Annotated in this window: 12 protein-coding genes and 1 tRNA gene; 5 read left to right on the forward strand and 8 right to left on the reverse strand. The window is 68.1% G+C overall.

Annotated features, from left to right (window positions below; all coding sequences use genetic code 11):
* From KBI44_08000 to KBI44_08015, 4 genes are all read right to left on the reverse strand, one after another.
* A partial coding sequence (locus KBI44_08000) for a hypothetical protein (GenBank protein ID MBP9144410.1) occupies nucleotides 1–1203 on the reverse strand: 1203 nt, incomplete at its 3' end.
* 14 nt (nucleotides 1204–1217) lie between these two features.
* The gene (locus KBI44_08005; GenBank protein ID MBP9144411.1) at nucleotides 1218–3251 is read right to left on the reverse strand and encodes a tetratricopeptide repeat protein; all 2034 of its coding nucleotides are present in this window, start codon (nucleotides 3249–3251) and stop codon (nucleotides 1218–1220) included.
* Nucleotides 3241–4698, reverse strand: coding sequence for a glycogen synthase (locus KBI44_08010; protein ID MBP9144412.1), 1458 nt, complete (start codon nucleotides 4696–4698; stop codon nucleotides 3241–3243). The genes KBI44_08005 and KBI44_08010 overlap by 11 nt, the downstream gene beginning before the upstream one ends.
* 62 nt (nucleotides 4699–4760) lie before the next feature.
* Nucleotides 4761–6032: a glucose-1-phosphate adenylyltransferase gene (locus tag KBI44_08015; GenBank protein ID MBP9144413.1), complete on the reverse strand. Its 1272-nt coding sequence runs from the start codon at nucleotides 6030–6032 to the stop codon at nucleotides 4761–4763.
* Nucleotides 6033–6333: 301 nt separating this feature from the next.
* Between KBI44_08015 and KBI44_08020 the strand changes: the two genes are divergently transcribed.
* From KBI44_08020 to KBI44_08035, 4 genes are all read left to right on the forward strand, one after another.
* Nucleotides 6334–7632, forward strand: a complete 1299-nt coding sequence (locus KBI44_08020) for an efflux RND transporter periplasmic adaptor subunit (protein MBP9144414.1) — start codon at nucleotides 6334–6336, stop codon at nucleotides 7630–7632.
* A gap of 2 nt (nucleotides 7633–7634) precedes the next feature.
* Complete coding sequence (locus KBI44_08025; protein ID MBP9144415.1) at nucleotides 7635–8411, forward strand: ABC transporter ATP-binding protein; 777 nt, start codon at nucleotides 7635–7637, stop codon at nucleotides 8409–8411.
* Between the two features lie 11 nt (nucleotides 8412–8422).
* Nucleotides 8423–9637 (forward strand): ABC transporter permease, encoded by a 1215-nt coding sequence (locus KBI44_08030; GenBank protein MBP9144416.1) that lies wholly within the window; start codon nucleotides 8423–8425, stop codon nucleotides 9635–9637.
* A gap of 258 nt (nucleotides 9638–9895) precedes the next feature.
* Nucleotides 9896–11038, forward strand: coding sequence for a right-handed parallel beta-helix repeat-containing protein (locus tag KBI44_08035; GenBank protein MBP9144417.1), 1143 nt, complete (start codon nucleotides 9896–9898; stop codon nucleotides 11036–11038).
* 27 nt (nucleotides 11039–11065) lie between these two features.
* Here the strand turns inward: KBI44_08035 and selD are convergent, their stop codons facing one another.
* From selD to KBI44_08055, 4 genes are all read right to left on the reverse strand, one after another.
* Nucleotides 11066–12112, reverse strand: coding sequence for a selenide, water dikinase SelD (selD, locus tag KBI44_08040; GenBank protein MBP9144418.1), 1047 nt, complete (start codon nucleotides 12110–12112; stop codon nucleotides 11066–11068).
* A 65-nt stretch (nucleotides 12113–12177) separates the two neighbouring features.
* Nucleotides 12178–12696, reverse strand: a complete 519-nt coding sequence (locus KBI44_08045; GenBank protein ID MBP9144419.1) for a DinB family protein — start codon at nucleotides 12694–12696, stop codon at nucleotides 12178–12180.
* A 5-nt stretch (nucleotides 12697–12701) separates the two neighbouring features.
* On the reverse strand, nucleotides 12702–14816 hold the full coding sequence (locus tag KBI44_08050; protein MBP9144420.1) for a S9 family peptidase: 2115 nt from the start codon (nucleotides 14814–14816) through the stop codon (nucleotides 12702–12704).
* A gap of 135 nt (nucleotides 14817–14951) precedes the next feature.
* Nucleotides 14952–15026, reverse strand: a tRNA-Thr gene (locus KBI44_08055).
* Between the two features lie 318 nt (nucleotides 15027–15344).
* Here KBI44_08055 and KBI44_08060 point away from each other — a divergent pair.
* The gene (locus KBI44_08060; protein MBP9144421.1) at nucleotides 15345–16364 is read left to right on the forward strand and encodes a fatty acid desaturase; all 1020 of its coding nucleotides are present in this window, start codon (nucleotides 15345–15347) and stop codon (nucleotides 16362–16364) included.
* Nucleotides 16365–16693: the final 329 nt, after the last annotated feature.

Below are 16693 nucleotides of genomic sequence, written 5' to 3' on the forward strand. Positions count from 1 at the left end.
CGGGAGCTCCGAGTCGGCGTCGAACCAGAAGTTGTACATCGTCGCCCAGCGCAGGGCGTTGGCGTTCGGATTCGTGGCGAAAGTCTCGGTGGTCCAGGAGACGACCGAGGTCGGAGCATCGACGGCGATCGTCCAGTCGGTGGGTGAGTACGGCTCGCCCGAGTGGCTGTCGATATCGCTGAAACCGGCGTTGGTGATCGATGTGCCGTCGGGGAAGTCGATCGCGAACTCCTGGGCTGCACGGTCCGAGTTGTGGTTGCGGATCGCATACTCGTAGTGCCAGAGGCCGGGCGACGGGTTGGTGACCTTCCGCGCCACCTGGAAGCGCTGGAGGGGGACGCTCCCGGGAACGTCGGCGTTGACGCGCTCGACCAGGACATCCTGGGCGGGCCAGGCCTCGATCGCCGAGGAACCCTCGAAGAAGCTGCCCGTTTCGCCGATGCTGTAGCCCGGCGGGCCGCCGACGGTGACGCGCTGATAGGAGGCGTTGTTCAGTCCGTTCCCGGCGATGGCGTCGTCGGGGGCGACGTACTGAGCCTCGGCGAAGTAGAGGGCACCCGGATTTTGAGCGGCGTCCATGTCGGACGTCGCGACTCTGATCCGCTGGTCGTAGACCGTGTAGGGGCCGCCGGGCGAGTTGGGCAGGGGAAACTCACCCGTCGAAGCATCGACTTCAGATCGCCTCCCCAGTGGTCGGCTGGAGTTGAGTGAGGCTTGATAGGGATCGGTGCAGCCGACTCCGAGCTGGTCGCCTCCCTCGGGCGGCTGAGTGCAGGTTTGCCCACCGGCGCCCGTGCAGCCGGGGGTCGTCGAGTTGGTCGACACGAAACCGTGCTTCAGCCAGCTCATGCCGACCTGTTCGAAGCGTCCACTCTTCAATCGGTAGAGGTTCTGTGCGATCACGGGGTGATCGGTCGGCGTGGCGCCGGCCGCGCACCCGTTGTTGTTCTGGTCGCACCAGTTGAGCGGTGTCGAGCCGCGGTTGCACGAGCGGGTACCCACCGCGTAGGAGGCATAGCCGTCAGCGCTGCCGTAGCTGCCGAGGTCGGTGAAGTCGAACACCGTCACGTCGGGATTGGTCGCTTCCGGACTCGCCTCCTGCGCGCGGAGGGCGCCGGGCGAGAACAGGACGATGGTGAGCAGCAGGACCTGGGCGGCGAGGTGAATGACGGCGCGGCTGCGGCTGCAAGCGGTCGATGGCATCTGGAGATCCTCGGTCAATGGGTTCGGTTCTCGCTGACCATCGCCGCGACGAGGGCGCTCGCCTGCGGGTGGCCGGGTTCTATCTCAAGGGCGGCTGCGAGCTCTGTCCGGGCCGCCTCGTCTCTGCCCATTGCGATCCAGGTTTGCGCCAGGAGGATGTGCAGTCCGGCGTCCCGGGGAGACGCGGCGATCGCCTCGCGGTAGAGCGCCGCAGCCTCCTCGAGCCGCCCGGTTGCAGCCAGCATTCCGGCGAGGTTCTCGCGCGCTTCGCGATGCCCGGGCTCGAAAGAGAGCACCTGGCGAAAGCGCTCGATGGCGCGCTCGGGTTCTCCTTGCATGGCGTGAATAATCCCCCAATTATAGGCGAGCTCCACCGCCGAGGGGTGGTGAACCAATCCACGCTCGAAGAAGCTCGCTGCGGCGGGCAGGGCCGGCGGGGCGCCGCTTCTCGCCAGGAGGATGCCGGCACCCGCGTAGGCTTCGTAACGTCGTGGATCGAGCGCCACGGCGCGCTCTCCGGCGAGTGTCAGCCCGGCGAGATCGCCCCGCCCCGCGGCGTCCTTCGCCGTGAGCAGCAGCATCTCGTAGGCCGCATCGTGGCGGGCGATGGCGCGCGAGCTCGCGGCGCGAAAGCCGGGGAAATCGCCGCTGATCCAGGCGGTCCAGGCCCGACTGCTGTCGAGGCCCAGCCAGGAGAAGAGTCCCCAGCGCTCGAGTCGTTCCAGGTGTCGGGCGGCAGCGGCAGCGGCGGCGCGCTCCCCGGCGTTCGGCGAGGCGGGTTCGGCAGCGATCTGGAGCATCTGCTGCTGCAGGCGCGCGGTTTTCTGAAGTGCCCGGCGACCTTGCACCGCCTCCGCCTTCAGCCAGCCGCTGTGAATCCAGAACAGCCCCAACAGAATCAGGCCGGCCGCGGCCCACCGGCCCCCGGGCAGCAGGCGGCCGTCGCGCTTCAGGGCGCGGTGCCGGAAGGCGAGGTTGCGGCGGGCCACGAGCCGCATCGCCAGCAGGGCGAGAAAGGCGAGCACCCCGGCGAGCCCCAGCGACATCAGGAATGGAATCTGGCCGTACAGTCCGCGGAAGGTCGCGAAAGCGACCACGTAGGCGACTCCGAGGACGAGCTCCTCGCGCAGGGTGAGGGGGTAGGCGCGCTTCGCGAGGTCGGGGCCGGGAGCGGCGAGGGCGTAGGCAGGGATGGGCTGGGCGAAGAGCGAGACCTTTCCGAAGCCGAAGCTGAGGGCGTCGTTGGGACAGACGCTCACGCAATCGCCGCACTTCATGCAGCCGCTGTCGACGACCATGCCGAACTTCGCAACCTCTTCGTGAACGCGGACATTCGACGTGCAGACCGCCGTGCAGTGCCCGGAGCCCTCGCAGTCTTCGTTCACCCGGACGCGCAGCGGCGCGATCCTGTCGGCGACGGCGAAGGCGGCGCCGTAAGGGCAGGCATAGGTGCAGAAGCCCTTGGCGCCGAGGAAGTAGATCGTGGCGAAGCCGCAGACGAGAAGGGTGAGGATCCCGACGACCCAGCCCGGGAAGGTCTCCCAGAAGGCGCCGGTGGTGAGCTCCGAGCCCTGCACTCCGAGGCTGTCGCCGAGCCAGAGGCGGTAGGCCGCCGGCCAGAGGAACATGTAGACGAAGGCGAGGTAGGGCACGAAGCCCAGCAGCCGTGAGCGCAGCGGCCGCGGACGGAGTCCGGCCTTCTCGAGCAGCCAGCGCGAGAGGTCCTGGAGAGCGACGAGATGACAGGCCCAGCCGCAGAACCAGCGCCCGAAGAGGGCGGTGAGGAGGATCGCGCCGGCGAAGAAGAGGAAACCGGCGTTGATGATGCCGGCCTTGGAGAACGCCATCGCTTCGGAGGGCTCGACCGGAGTCACGGTGGTGCCGGCGACGAGCCAGTGGGCGATGTGAAGGGCGATCGCCAGGTGGACCGCGACGAGCACCGCCGCCCGCCACTTGAGACTGCGCGAGTGCCGGATCGCAAGTCCTGGGCTCGACGGCAGGACGGGCAGGAGTGGGCCGCGCTTCAGGCTCGGCTCCTCAGCCTGCAAGGAGCCGGCGGTAGAGCTCTTCGTAAGGCTTCACCTGCCGGGCCCAGGAGAAGTCCTTCGCCATGCCGTTCAGCATGAGCTGCTTCCACGCCGGAACGTCGCGATACGCGGTGAGCGCGAAGTCGAGCGCCCAGCGCAGCCCTTCGGGCGTGAAATGGTCGAACGAGAATCCGGTGCCCGTGCGTGTCACCGGATTCCATGGCTCGACGGTGTCGGCGAGCCCGCCGGTGCGGCGCACGATCGGCGGCGTGCCGTAGCGCAGGCTGTACATCTGGTTGAGACCGCAAGGCTCGTAGCGCGACGGCATGAGAAAGATGTCGGCGCCGGCCTCGATCCAGTGCGCGAGCTCTTCGCTGTAGCCGCGGAAGTACCAGACCTTGCCCGGAAAGGTGACCTGGAGCCAGGAGAGAAACGACTCATAGCGCTCTTCGCCGCTGCCCAGCGCGAGGAAGCGCAGGTCGCGGTGGTAGAGGAACTCCGGCAGGGTGTCGAACAGCAGATCGAGTCCCTTCTGCGAGGTCAGACGCGACACCAGGCCGAGAACCGGCGCCTGGCGCGGGAAGGGCATCCCGATCTTCTCGAGCAGGGCGCGCTTGGTCGACTCTTTGCCCTCGAGACGCTCGGCCGAGTACTTGTACGGGATGTACGGGTCGGCCTCCGGGCTCCACTCACCGTAGTCGACACCGTTGACGATGCCGACCAGATGGTCGGCGCGAGCGCGCAGCAGCGGATCGAGGCCGAAGCCGTGCTCCGGCGTCTGGATCTCCCTGGCATAGGTGCGGCTCACCGTGGTGAGGGCGTCGGCGTAGAGCAGCCCGGTCTTCAAGAAACTCACCCTGCCGGCGGTGAGATCCTCGTTGTAGAGCATCTCGGCGTGGCCGGCGAGCCCGAGCTCGTCGAGCACCTGGGAGGAGAAGACCCCCTGATAGCCGAGGTTGTGCAGGGTGAGCACGGTGCGCGTCTTCGCGAACAGGCGATCCCAGGCGTAGATCGTGCGCAGGTAGATCGGTGCCAACGCCGTGTGCCAGTCGTGGACGTGAACGATGTCCGGGGACCAGCCCATGCGCTGGCAGCTCTCGAGCGCGACGCGCGTCAGCAGGGCGTAGCGCAGGTACTCGTCCCATTCGCCGCTGTAGATCGAGTCGTGGTGGTAGAGCGCCGGACAGTGGACGAAGTAGGCGTCGACTTCGCTCGCGGGCAGACGGGTGGTGAAGACGGAGTAGGTGAACTTGCGCGGTCCCAGGTGGATCTCGACGTCGCGCAGGAAATCGACCGCGACGAACGGAAAGTCGAGCTTCGCGACGCGGGCGTAGAACGGCAGGAAGACCCGGACGTCGTGGCCCTCTCTGCCGAGGGCGCGCGACAGTCCGGCCGCGACATCGCCGAGGCCTCCGGTCTTGGCGAACGGCGTGACTTCGGCAGCGATCTGGCAGATCCGCAGTGGCATGGGTGGCAGGCTTTCCTCTCCTCGCGGGTTCGCGGTCGTTGGCGCCGGTGTCACGAGGCGGTTCAGATGACCGTACCGGGAGGCAGCTCGGCGTTCTTCGGCACGACGATGATGCCGCCGCGAATCGAGTAGTTCGGCGTCTCCGCCTCTTCGATCTTCTGCTCGTTCAGGAGCTTGCAGCCGTCGCCGATGCGGGCGTTGAAGTCGATGATGGCGTTGCGGATCGTGCAGTCGCGACCGATACCCGTCTTGACGGCGTGGTGGGCCGCCTCGGCCAACGGTTCGAAGCGGTTGGCGCCCATGATGATCGACCGGTCGATCGTCGTGCCTGTTTGCACGATGGCGCGGATGCCGACGATCGAGTCGGAGATCTTGGCACCGGTGATGATCGACCCTTCGCAGAGCACCGAGCGGGTCACCGAGCAGCCGTTGATCTTGGTGCCCGGGAGGAATCGGGCGTGGGTGTAGATCGGGTAGTTCGGGTTGTAGAGATTCAGTGACGGCAACGGAACGGTGAGGTCGAGGTTCGCCTGATGGAAGCTCGGGATCGTCCCGATGTCCGTCCAGTATCCGTCATAGGGGAAGGCGAAGACGCGGATGCGACCGAGCGAGGCCGGGATGACCTCCTTGCCGAAGTCGGTATAAGGGCTCCCGACCAGCACCTCGCGCAGCACCTCGGGCCGGAAGACGTAGATCCCCATGCTGGCGAGAAGGGTGCCCGGCGCCGCTTCGAAGCCGAGCGCATCGCGGGTGGATTCGTCGAGTGCCAGGGCGTCCAGGGCCTCCTCGGAGGTCGGCTTTTCGACGAACTCGACGACCCGGCCGGTGCGGTCGAGGCGGAGGATGCCGAAGCCCTTGGCCTCCTCTCGCGTCACCGGCTTGACGGCGATCGTCAGGTCGGCCTGGTTGGCGCGGTGCGCGAGGACGAACTCGCGCATCTCCATGAGGTAGAGCTGGTCGCCCGAGAGGATCAGAACTTCGGTCGGGTCGTTGTCGTCGATCAGCCGGGTGAGGTTCTGGCGCACGGCGTCGGCCGTGCCCTGGTACCAGGAGCGGTTGGTCATGTTCTGCTCGGCGGCGAGCAGGTTCACGAAGCCGCCGCGAAAGGCGTCGAAGCGGTAGCTCTGGGCGATGTGCCGGTGGAGGCTCTCGCTGTTGAACTGGGTGAGGACGTAGACCTTGTCGATGCCGGCGTGCAGACTGTTCGAGATCGGAATGTCGATCAGGCGGAACTTGCCGCCCACCGGGACCGCCGGCTTGGCGCGATCCCGCGTCAGCGGCGCGAGCCGCGCTCCCTGCCCACCGCCGAGAATCGCCGTCACCACCCGTTTCATCGTCCGCCCTCCGCGCCTGCGAGCCCGGCTGCCCGGTGTCGGCGCCATTCTAATCCCACCGCCGGGCCATCCTGGCGCAGGATTCGCACTTCCGGGGGTTTTCACGGATACCGGTGCCGTGGCGACCTCCATAGAATGAGCGGTGGAGGCGTCCATCGCACCCGCGCGTCGGGGGCCTCGGTGGCATGCAGCGTGCTTCGGTGATCCAGGGGACGAGGCGCGGTCGAGGGGCAGGCCCATGGCGGCCGTGGCCGCGTCGCGCCGCGAGAACAGGCATTCCGGGGGTTTCATGAAGAGGGTCTTGCTGGTTGGCGTAGCGGTTGCTCTCGCCGGGCTCGGCGTCTGGTACTTCCTGCGGGGAGGTTCGAACGGCGGCGAGGTGGGCAAGTACAAGAGCGTGATCGTCGATCGCGGCGACGTGGCGATGACGGTGACGGCAACGGGAACGATTTCGGCGGTCACCACCGTCCAGGTCGGCAGCCAGGTCTCGGGCATCATCGCTGCGCTCTACGCCGATTTCAACACTCCGGTAGCCAAGGGACAGCTGGTCGCCGAGCTCGATCCGACCTCCTTCGAGGCCGCGGTCGAACAGCGCCGCGCCGACGTCGCGCAGTCGGAAGTCCGGCTGCGCAACGCCCGCACCCAGCTGCTGCGCCAGGAGCAGCTGCTCGCCAAGCAGCTGGTGGCGCAGGCCGACTACGATCTGGCGAAGGCCGACTTCGACGCCCTCGAGGCGCAGATCAGCCAGGTCGAGGCGGCGCTCCTTCAGGCCCGGACCAATCTCGGCTACACCAGGATCCTCTCGCCCATCGACGGCGTGGTGGTCGACCGCCAGTACGACATCGGCCAGACGGTCGCCGCGTCGTTCCAGGCGCCGACCTTGTTCACGATCGCCCAGGACCTCACCAAGATGCAGGTCCAGGCGGATGTCGACCAGTCGGACATCGGCCGCATCCGGGTCGGGCAGGGGGCCCGGTTCACCGTCGACGCCTATCCGGAGGAGGAGTTCGTCGGCGCCATCACCCAGGTGCGGCTGAACGCCACCGTCAATCAGAACGTCGTGACGTATCCGGTGATCGTCGGAGTCGAAAACGCGGAGCAGAAGCTCCGCCCCAAGATGACGGCGGACCTCTCGGTCGAGGTCGACCGGGTGCGCGACGTCCTGCGGATCCCAAACGCCGCGCTGCGCTTCCGGCCGGCCGAAGAGGCTTCTGCCAGAGCTCGCGGCGGATCGGTCGAGGGCGGGACGGCCAGAGGCGCGACTGCCGGGAGCGCCGGGGCGAGGCCCGGTGGCACCGCGACGCCCGGCGCGGCTGGGCCCGCCGGCGGCTTCGCCGGCGCGGCGGACGGTCTCGCGGCAGGTCGGCAGCGATCCGCCGGCGGGAAGACGGAAAAGGGCTGGCAGACCGTCTACAGGCTGGGCGCCGACGGCAAGCTCTCGCCAGTCGAGGTGCGCACGGGGCTCTCCGACGGCAAGTTCTCGGAGCTCCTCGAGGGCGGGATCTCGGCGGGCGACACTGTCGTCGTCGGGCTCGCGACGAGCAAGGCCAACCCCTCCTCGGGATCGAGCCCGCTCGGCTCGGGCGGGCGGCGTTTCTGACCATGGCGACCGAGGCCGGCCGGAATCGGCGCCCGAGTGCCCTCGTCGAGCTCGCCGACATCGTCAAGGTCTACACTCTGGGCGAAGTCGAGGTGCGAGCGCTCGACGGCGTCAGCCTGACGATCGCGCCCGGCGAGTTCGTGGCGGTGATGGGGCCTTCGGGTTCCGGCAAGTCGACGCTCATGAATATCGTCGGCTGCCTCGACCGGCCGACCTCAGGGCGCTACGTTCTCGATGGGATCGACGCCTCGGGTCTCGACAAGAACGAGCGCGCCGAGATCCGCAACGCCAAGATCGGCTTCGTCTTCCAGAACTTCAATCTGCTCGCGCGCACCACTGCGGTCGAGAACGTCGAGCTGCCGCTGCTCTACAGCGATCGCCTGAGTACCGCGAGCGAGCGCCGTGAGCGGGCGATGGCGGTGCTCGCCCGCGTCGGACTCCAGGGCCGGGAGCACCACCGGCCGTCGCAGCTTTCGGGCGGTCAGCAGCAGCGCGTCGCCATTGCCCGCGCGCTGGTGACCGACCCGGCGATCCTGCTCGCCGACGAGCCGACCGGCAACCTAGACTCGCGGGTCTCTGAGGAGATCATGGCGATCCTGCAGGAGCTCAACGCGCAGGGTAGGACGGTGATCGCGATCACCCACGAGCACGACATCGCGCAGTTCGCCGGCCGCGTGGTGGCGTTCCGCGACGGCCGGATCGTCTCCGATCAGCCGGTCGAGGACCGCCGGATCGCGCGCCCCACGGTCGGCGTCCGCAGCCAGGAGAGTGCCGCATGAATGTCGGGTGGATGCGGGTCGCGAACATCGTCAAGGTCGGACTGCAGTCGATCGCGCGGAACAAGATGCGCTCGGCCCTCACCATGCTCGGGATCGTGATCGGGGTCGCCTGCGTCATCGCGATGGTCGCCGTGGCTTCTGGCGCCTCGAGCTCGATCCAGGCGCAGATCGACGCTCTGGGCACGAACTTCCTGATGATCTTCCCCGGCACAACGACGAGCTCGGGGGCACGGATGTTCTCCGGCTCGTCGAACCTCTCGGTCGAAGACGCCGCGGCGATCCGCTCCGAGTGCCCTTCGGTGGCCTATGTCTCGGCCGCCTCGCGGACCTCGGCGCAGGTGGTGGCGGGAGAGCTCAACTGGGCGACCCAGATCCAGGGGGTCGACGTGGACTGGCCGTTCATCCGTTCTTGGAACGTCGCCGAGGGCGACTTCTTCACCGACGCGGATGTGCGAGGGGCGACCAAGGTCGCGGTCCTCGGCCGCACGGTCGCCGACGCGCTCTTCCCCAACGGGCAGGCAGTGGGCGAGACCCTGCGCATCAAGAACGTACCGTTCCGCGTCGTCGGCGTCCTCGAGAGGAAGGGCGGCTCGACGATGGGGCAGGATCAGGACGACGCGATCATCGCCCCCTACACGACGGTGATGAAGCGGCTGGAAGGGCGTTCGCGGGTCGGCATGATCCTCGCGGCGGCGATCTCGCCGGACCGCGTGGGCGACGCGCAGGGCGAGATCGACCTCCTGCTGCGCCAGCGCCACCGCATCGGTCCCGGCCAGGACGCCGACTTCATGATCCGCTCGCAGGAGGAGATGGCCTCGACCGCCGCCGAGAGCTCGAAGACGCTCTCGGTGCTGCTCGGCTCGGTGGCGGCGATCTCGCTGCTGGTCGGAGGCATCGGAATCATGAACATCATGCTGGTCTCGGTCACTGAGCGCACGCGCGAGATCGGCATCCGCATGGCGATCGGCGCCAAGGGGCGCCATGTTCTGGCGCAGTTCCTGCTCGAGGCGGTGGTGCTGTCCGTGGTCGGTGGGCTGATCGGAATCCTGCTCGGCGTCGGAGCCTCGGAGCTCATCGCCCGCTACGCTGGCTGGCCGGTCGAGCTCGGCCCCGGTCCGATCCTCATGGCCTTCGGCTTCGCCGCCCTCATCGGCATCTTCTTCGGCTTCTATCCCGCCCGCCGGGCCGCGGCGCTGGACCCGATCGACGCCCTGCGCTTCGAGTAGCGGCGCCGCGGCCCGAGTCGTCCGATCACCTCCGCGGCGCTGGATCCGATCGAAGCGCTGCGCTTCGAGTAGCGGCGCCGCGGCCCGAGTCGTCCGATCACCTCCGCGGCGCTGGACCCGATCGACGCCCCGCGCTTCGAGTAGGAAAGCCGCGGCCAGGAAGACCCGGACAGCGCCGTGGCGCTCGGTCGTTGGTCAGGGAATTGGGCGTGACTTTCGTGGGTGTCCGCCGGCGGGCGGCGCGCTTACTGTTTCTGCATGCCCAATCCATTTCCCGGAAGCCTCGCCTTCAACTCACCGCTTCGCGCCTGGATGCTCGCCTCCTGGGTGCTGATCGCCGCCACGCCGGCGGTCGCCTTCGATTTCATCGTGACGCGCTACGACGACCCGGTGCCCGACGGTTGTCTGGTCGCCGACTGTTCGATTCGCGAGGCGGTGATCGCGGCCAATGTCGACCTCGCCGCCGACCGGGTGTGGCTCTCCGCCGGCGTGTACCAGGTGAACCTCGCCGGGAGCTTCGAGGACAATGCCGCGACGGGCGACATCGACCTCGTCCAGAACGTCGAGATCGTTGGGGCCGGCGCGACGATGACGTTCATCGACGGCACCGGACTGGGCGAAACCCCGATCGCGACTGCCGGGAACCTGGGCCTCGTGACCGCGATCCGGAATCTCACGGTCCAGAACAGCGCGAGCTCGGGCCTCCTGCTATCGACCGGCACCCATACGGTAGAGGACTGCGGGTTTCGCGACAACGGCTTCGGCAGCACCGGCCCCGGAATTGCCACGACGGTGCAGAGCGTGGTGACGATCCTGCGCACCACCGTCGTCGGTAGCGCCGGCGTGGGTCTGTCGGTGGCGCAGGGGTCGGCGACGGTCGAGAACAGCACCTTCAGCGGCAACGGCAACCAGGAGATCGTGCTCAACTTCGCGGCGGCGTTCAGCTGCACGCACTGCACCGTGCTCGCGAGCGACGCCGATCCGGTGCTGACCGTCATCGGCGCGACCGCGAGCCTCGCGAACTCCATCTTCGCCGGTGCCTGCTCGGCGGTGAGCGGGGGGGCAATCAACTCGCTCGGCGGCAACGTCGAGTCGACCGGGCATACCTGCGGATTCACCCAGGGCAGCGACCAGGACGATGTCACTGCAGGCGCCTTGGCGCTCGGCGCCCTGGACGACAACGGCGGCCCGACCCGTACTCATCTGCCGGGAGCGGCAAGCGCCGCGAACGGCAGCGCCAATGATGCCCTGTGCTTCGTCGACGACCAGCGCGGCGTCGTTCGCGAGACCAACTGCGAATCGGGCGCGGTCGAGCGCACCAACGTCGCCGTCGCGACGCCGATCTTCCACGACGGTTTCCTGCAGGGTGACAGCGAGGCCTGGAGCGCGAGGGTCGAATGAAGAGAGACGGAACCGGCTTCGGCTGGGCTAGAGGATGCGGAGCTCCGGATCGCCGGCGACGACTTCGCCGATCTCCGCGGCGCGGTGGCCGGTCGCACTGAGGGCGGAGAGGATCGGATCGACGCCCGCTTCCGGAACGGCGAGCAGGAGGCCGCCCGAGGTCTGGGGATCGAAGACCAGCGCCTGCTCGGTTTCGCTGCGCTCGCGCATCCACTTCACGTGCGGGGCGAGGTGGCGGCGATTGGCGCCCGTCGCGCCGGTGGTGATGCCTGCCGCGGTGAGGTCGAAGAACCCCGGGTGAGACGGCAGGACCGAGAAGTCGATTTCCAGCACGACCTTCGAGTTGCGCGCGATGTTCCAGGCGTGGCCGGCGAGACCGAAGCCGGTGACGTCGGTGGCGGCGCTGGCGCCGTGCCGGAGCGCCAGGCGCGCGCCTTCGGCGTTCGAGCGCTCCATCTCCACCAGTGCGGGCTCGAGGCCGGCCTCGTCGAGGCGCTCGAACTTGAAGGCGTTCACCAGCGCGCCGCTGCCCAGCGGTTTGGTCAGGATCAGGCGGTCGCCGGGGCGGGCGCCCTGGTTGGTGAAGAGACGATCCGGGTCGCCGTAGCCGACCACCGCGAGTCCGAACTTGAGCTCCTTGTCGCGGATCGAGTGGCCGCCCAGGACCGCGGCGCCTGCCGCGGTGCAGGCAGCCGCGCCGCCGGCGAGGATGCCCGCGAGGACTTCGGGCGGGGCGTCGGCCGGAAAGCAGCAGAGATTGAGCGCGAAGAGCGGCCGCCCGCCCATGGCGTAGACGTCCGAAATGGCGTTGGTCGCGGCGATGCGGCCGAAGCGCTGCGGATCGTCGCAGACCGGCGGAATGAAGTCGGTCGTCGCAATGAGGGCCTGGCCGCGGAAGAGCATCACGCCGGCGTCGTCGAGGGTCTCCGGTCCGACCAGCACGCGTGTTTCGGGATCGGCGAAGGCGACCCGGCCTCCGAGCCCACCCAGATCCGCGATCTCGCCGAGAAGGGTGCGCAGGTCGCCCGGACCGATCTTCGCGGCGCAGCCGCCGGCAGAAGACGTTTGAGTCATTCGGTAAGGAACGGTTGCAGCTTCGGGTGAGTCGGGCATCTGCAGCCTCCCGCCGCGGTCAGCGCCTAGGCGGCGCGCCGGATGTCGGCGACGATCTTCAGGTGGTGACGGGTGTGAAGGCCCAGGAAGCGCAGGCCCTGGAGCGTGGTCAGGCCGCCGAAATAGGGGTGTGGGAAGACCGGTGTCGGATCGGCGAGCACGGCCTCGGGGAGCGGCGTGTCACAGTAGAAACTGCGCAGCCGGGCGGCCCGCTCCGCGAGGTCGTCCACGGTCCGGTCGGCCGGCAAGACGCCCCTGGGCGACTTGCCGACGCCGCGCGGGATCCAGCCCAGAGCGAGCAGCAGATGCCCGGTGAGGTTCATGCCGGAAGACAACCGCGCGGGCGGCTCTTGCGATCCTCCGAAGAAGCGCTGGCCGGCTTCGAGGACCTTCAGGACATGATCCACCTGCTGGCCGATCGACCAGTGCGAGACCGCGTCCACCCGGAGCTCGAGCAGTGCCGGTTCGAAGCGCACCATCCGGGTGATCTCGTCGAGTTGTCCGGCGAGCTGCGCGACCGCGGAGGCAGCTCTGCCGGAGCCCATGGCAGCTACTCCCGGATCCCGGCGAGCTCGAGCATGAAGGCGAATTGGAGGGCCGTGTCCTGCAAGCGCTCGAAGCGCCCCGACTTGCCGCCGTGGCCGGCTTCCATGTTCGTCTTGAGGAGCAGCCAGTTCGTGTCCGTCTTGTGGGCCCGTAGCTTCGCCACCCATTTTGCGGGCTCGTAGTACTGGACCTGGGAGTCCCAGAGGCCGGTGGTGACGAGGAGGTTCGGGTAGTCCTGCGCCTTCACCTGGTCGTAGGGGGAGTACGACAGCATGTACTCGTAGCTCCGCTGGACCCTGGGATCGCCCCACTCGTCGAACTCGTTGCTGGTGAGCGGGATCGACTCGTCCATCATCGTCGTGATGACGTCCACGAACGGCACCGCGGCGATGACACCGCGATAGAGCTCCGGGCGCTGCGTCGCGATGGCGCCCATCAACAGGCCGCCGGCGCTGCCGCCCATCGCGAAGACCCGGTCGCGGGCGGCGTAGCGGCGCGCGACCAGCCCTTCGGTGACGTCGATGAAGTCGAAGAAGGTGTTCTTCTTCCGCAGGAGCTTGCCGTCCTCGTACCAGGAACGACCCATCTCCTGACCCCCGCGGACATGGGCGATCGCGTAGACGAAGCCGCGATCGACCAGCGACAGGACGTCGGAGTCGAAGTAGGGATCGCTCGAGTACCCATAGGAGCCGTAGGCCTCGAGCAGGAGCGGCGCCTTGCCGTCCGCTTCGAACCCCTTGCGGTAGAGGAGCGAGACCGGCACCTGGACGCCGTCGCGGGCGGGCAGGAAGACCCGCGCCGTCACGTACCGCGAGGCATCGAAGTCGCCGAGAACCGCCTTCTGCTTGAGGAGCACGCGCTCGCCGGTAGCGACATCGAGCTCGAAGGTGGACACCGGAGTGCGCAACGAGGTCAGACCGTAGCGCAGCCTGGTCGTTGCCTGCTCGGAGTTGTCGTCCAGCCAGGCGGTCGCGTCGGGTTCGTCGGACTCGACGTAGCGCTCGGCCGAGCCGTCGAGCGGCTGGATGCGCAGGCGGCGAAGGCCCGTCGAGCGCTCGGCGATCGCGACGAAACCGGGGAAGGCTTCGAAATCGTCGATGAAGATGTCGTCCCGGTGGGCGACGAGCTCGGTCCAGGTCGAGCGGTCGGCCGTCGTCGCCCCCGGGGCGACCATCAGGCGGAAGTTCTTCGCCTGCCAGTTGGTGAGGACGATGAAGCGGTCGCCCAGATCCTCGACGGAGTACTCGTGACCGCGTTCGCGCGGCAGGAAGAGGCGAAACGGTTCGCTCGGCCGATCGGCGTCGAGGAGCCTCACCTCGGTCGAGACCGTGCTCTGCGAGAAGATCTCGATGAATCGGCCCGATTTCGACTTGGCGATCTCGGTGTAGAAGGAGTTGTCCTTTTCCTCCCAGACCACCGGGTCGTTCTGCGGGTCGCTGCCGAGCCGATGGCGGCGAACGCGAAAGCCGAGGAGCGTGACCGGGTCCTTCTCGATGTAGAACAGGGTGCGATTGTCGTTGGCCCAGACGACGTCGCCGGAGCAGTTGCCGATCTGCTCCGCCAGGCGCTCGCCGGTCGAGACGTCGCGCACGTGGAGTGTGTGCTGGCGGCGGCTGACGGTGTCCTCGGTCCAGGCCAGAAGCCGGCCGTCGGGGGTGACGTCCCAGGAGCCGAGACTGAAGTAGTCGTGCCCTGCTGCGAGCGCCGGGAGGTCGAGCAGGAGCTCTTCGGGGGCCGTCATCGTGCCTTTGCGACGGTAGAGGCGGTCGTACTCCTGGCCGGTCTCGAACCGCCGGTAGTACCAGAAGCCGTCCTTGCGGTAGGGAACGGTGTCGTCGTCGGCCTTCAGGCGCCCGACGAGCTCCTGGAAGAGCTTCGTCCGGAGCGGCCCGGTCGAGGCGAGGACCGCCTCGGTGTAGGCGTTCTCGGAAGCGAGGTAGGCGAGCACCTCGGGGTTCTGGCGGGTGTCGTCGCGCAGCCAGTAGTAGTTGTCGATGCGCTCGCGGCCATGCTCCTTGAAGGGGTGGGGCCGAATGGCGGCGCGCGGCGGCGTCGGCGCGGCTCCTGCTCCGGCACCGGGAGACCCGGGAGGTGGGAGGGGGGCGTTGGTCGCGGGCATGTCTGAAGTGGCCGAGGTGGCAACCGCTGCGATTCCGCCCAGAAGCAGCATCGCGACGAGGACCGCAGGCGGACGGACGGCGCTCGAACGCGACGGCATCGGAATCCTCCGGGAGGCACGCGACGAGCAGAAAAATGGAGCCGACGGCCGGGATTGAACCGGCGACCTACTGATTACGAATCAGTTGCTCTACCGCTGAGCTACGTCGGCCCGCTCTCGCGAGGAGTGGAATTCTATGGGAGAGAGGCGCGGGGCGTCCAATCACCGGCCGGCCCGCTCAGAACCGCGACCTCGAAGGCCCCATGGGGCGGCCTCGAGGCCCTCGCGTCGCGCTGCGGGCGACCAGGTGCGGGCGGGAATTCGGACCTTGCCGCTCGCTGTTGTCCATTCCAGCGGCGGATCGTCCGGCTGGAGCCTCGCGGCGAGTGGCGGCGACACAGAGTCGTGACCGGTCTGGTGCGGGAACGCGGATCGGGGCTGCGCGGTGCGGCTGGTATACTGGCAGGGCAGTTCTGGAGGTGGTCCCCTTTGAGCCAAGAATCGACTGTCGAGACTTCCCTGCGCAAGCTCTGCGCGACCTATGCGCGGCCACTGCGGGGGCGCGCCACCTGGCAGCTCGTGAGCACCGCGATTCCGTTCGTCCTGCTCTGGGCGTTCATGGCCCAGACGGTGCTCTGGGGTTGGAACTACGGCTGGACGCTGCTGCTCGCCCTGCCGATGTCGGGCCTGTTCATCCGACTCTTCATCATCCAGCACGACTGCGGCCACGGTTCGTTCTTCGCTTCGCGCAAGGCCGATCACATGGTCGGGGCGGCGCTCGGCGTGGTGACCCTGTTCCCTTACGGCTACTGGAAGAAGACCCACGCCATTCACCATGCGACCTCGGGAAACCTCGACCGGCGCGAGTTCGGCGACGTCCGTACCCTCACCGTGGAGGAGTACCTCAAGCTCTCGCCAGCCAAGCGGTTCGGCTACCGCCTGTATCGCAGCGCTCCGGCGCTCTTCCTGGTCGGGCCGTTCTACCAGTTCGTCCTCAAGCACCGGATCCCGTTCGACCTGCCGTTCGCCTGGAAGAAGGAGTGGGCGAGCGTGCTGTGGAACAACCTGGTGCTCGGCCTCCTGGTCTGGGGTCTCGTCGCGACGATCGGCTGGAAGACCCTGCTCCTGGTCGAGCTGCCGATCCTGCTCGTCGCCGGCGCCTTGGGAATCTGGCTGTTCTACGTCCAGCACCAGTTCGAGGACGCCTACTGGGAGCGCCAGGACGCCTGGGACGCCGACACGGCGGCGATCCAGGGGAGCTCGTTCTACGACCTGCCGCGCTTCCTGCACTGGTTCACCGGCAACATCGGCTTCCACCACATCCATCACCTGGCGAGCAAGATTCCGAACTACCGCCTGCGCGAGGCCTTCAACTCCAGTCCGGCGCTGCAGAAGGCGCCGCGGTTGTCGATCCGCGAGAGCTTCCGCTGCGCGCGGCTCAAGCTCTGGGACGAGCAGAAGCGCCGCCTGGTGGGTTTCCCGCGCCGCCGCCAGACCGTCTCGGCCTGATCGAGGGACACTTTTCCCAGTGTCGATCCCGAAGACAGGTGAACGGACCTGCTAGCTCGCTGTCCGCTCCTCGTCGGAGGTCGCGCTGCTCCGGCACTCGGGATCCAGAGTGGGCTCCTATTTGAGGCGTGGTCGCCCACTCTGGATCCCGAGCGCCCTCGCGTCGCGGTGAGACGGAGCTGAAGCCGGCACAGCCCTTTCTCTCTCTACCGTACCGACGAGGAGTGGCCGGACCCCGCAGCTGGGGACATGTAGCCGCCCCGAGCTGGAGTGTGTGGACGAACCCCTAACGCTTCAGGGCGGATACGTGTCCCCGGCGTACCGAGACG

This window comes from Thermoanaerobaculia bacterium, assembly GCA_018057705.1.
Taxonomy (GTDB): domain Bacteria; phylum Acidobacteriota; class Thermoanaerobaculia; order Multivoradales; family JAGPDF01; genus JAGPDF01.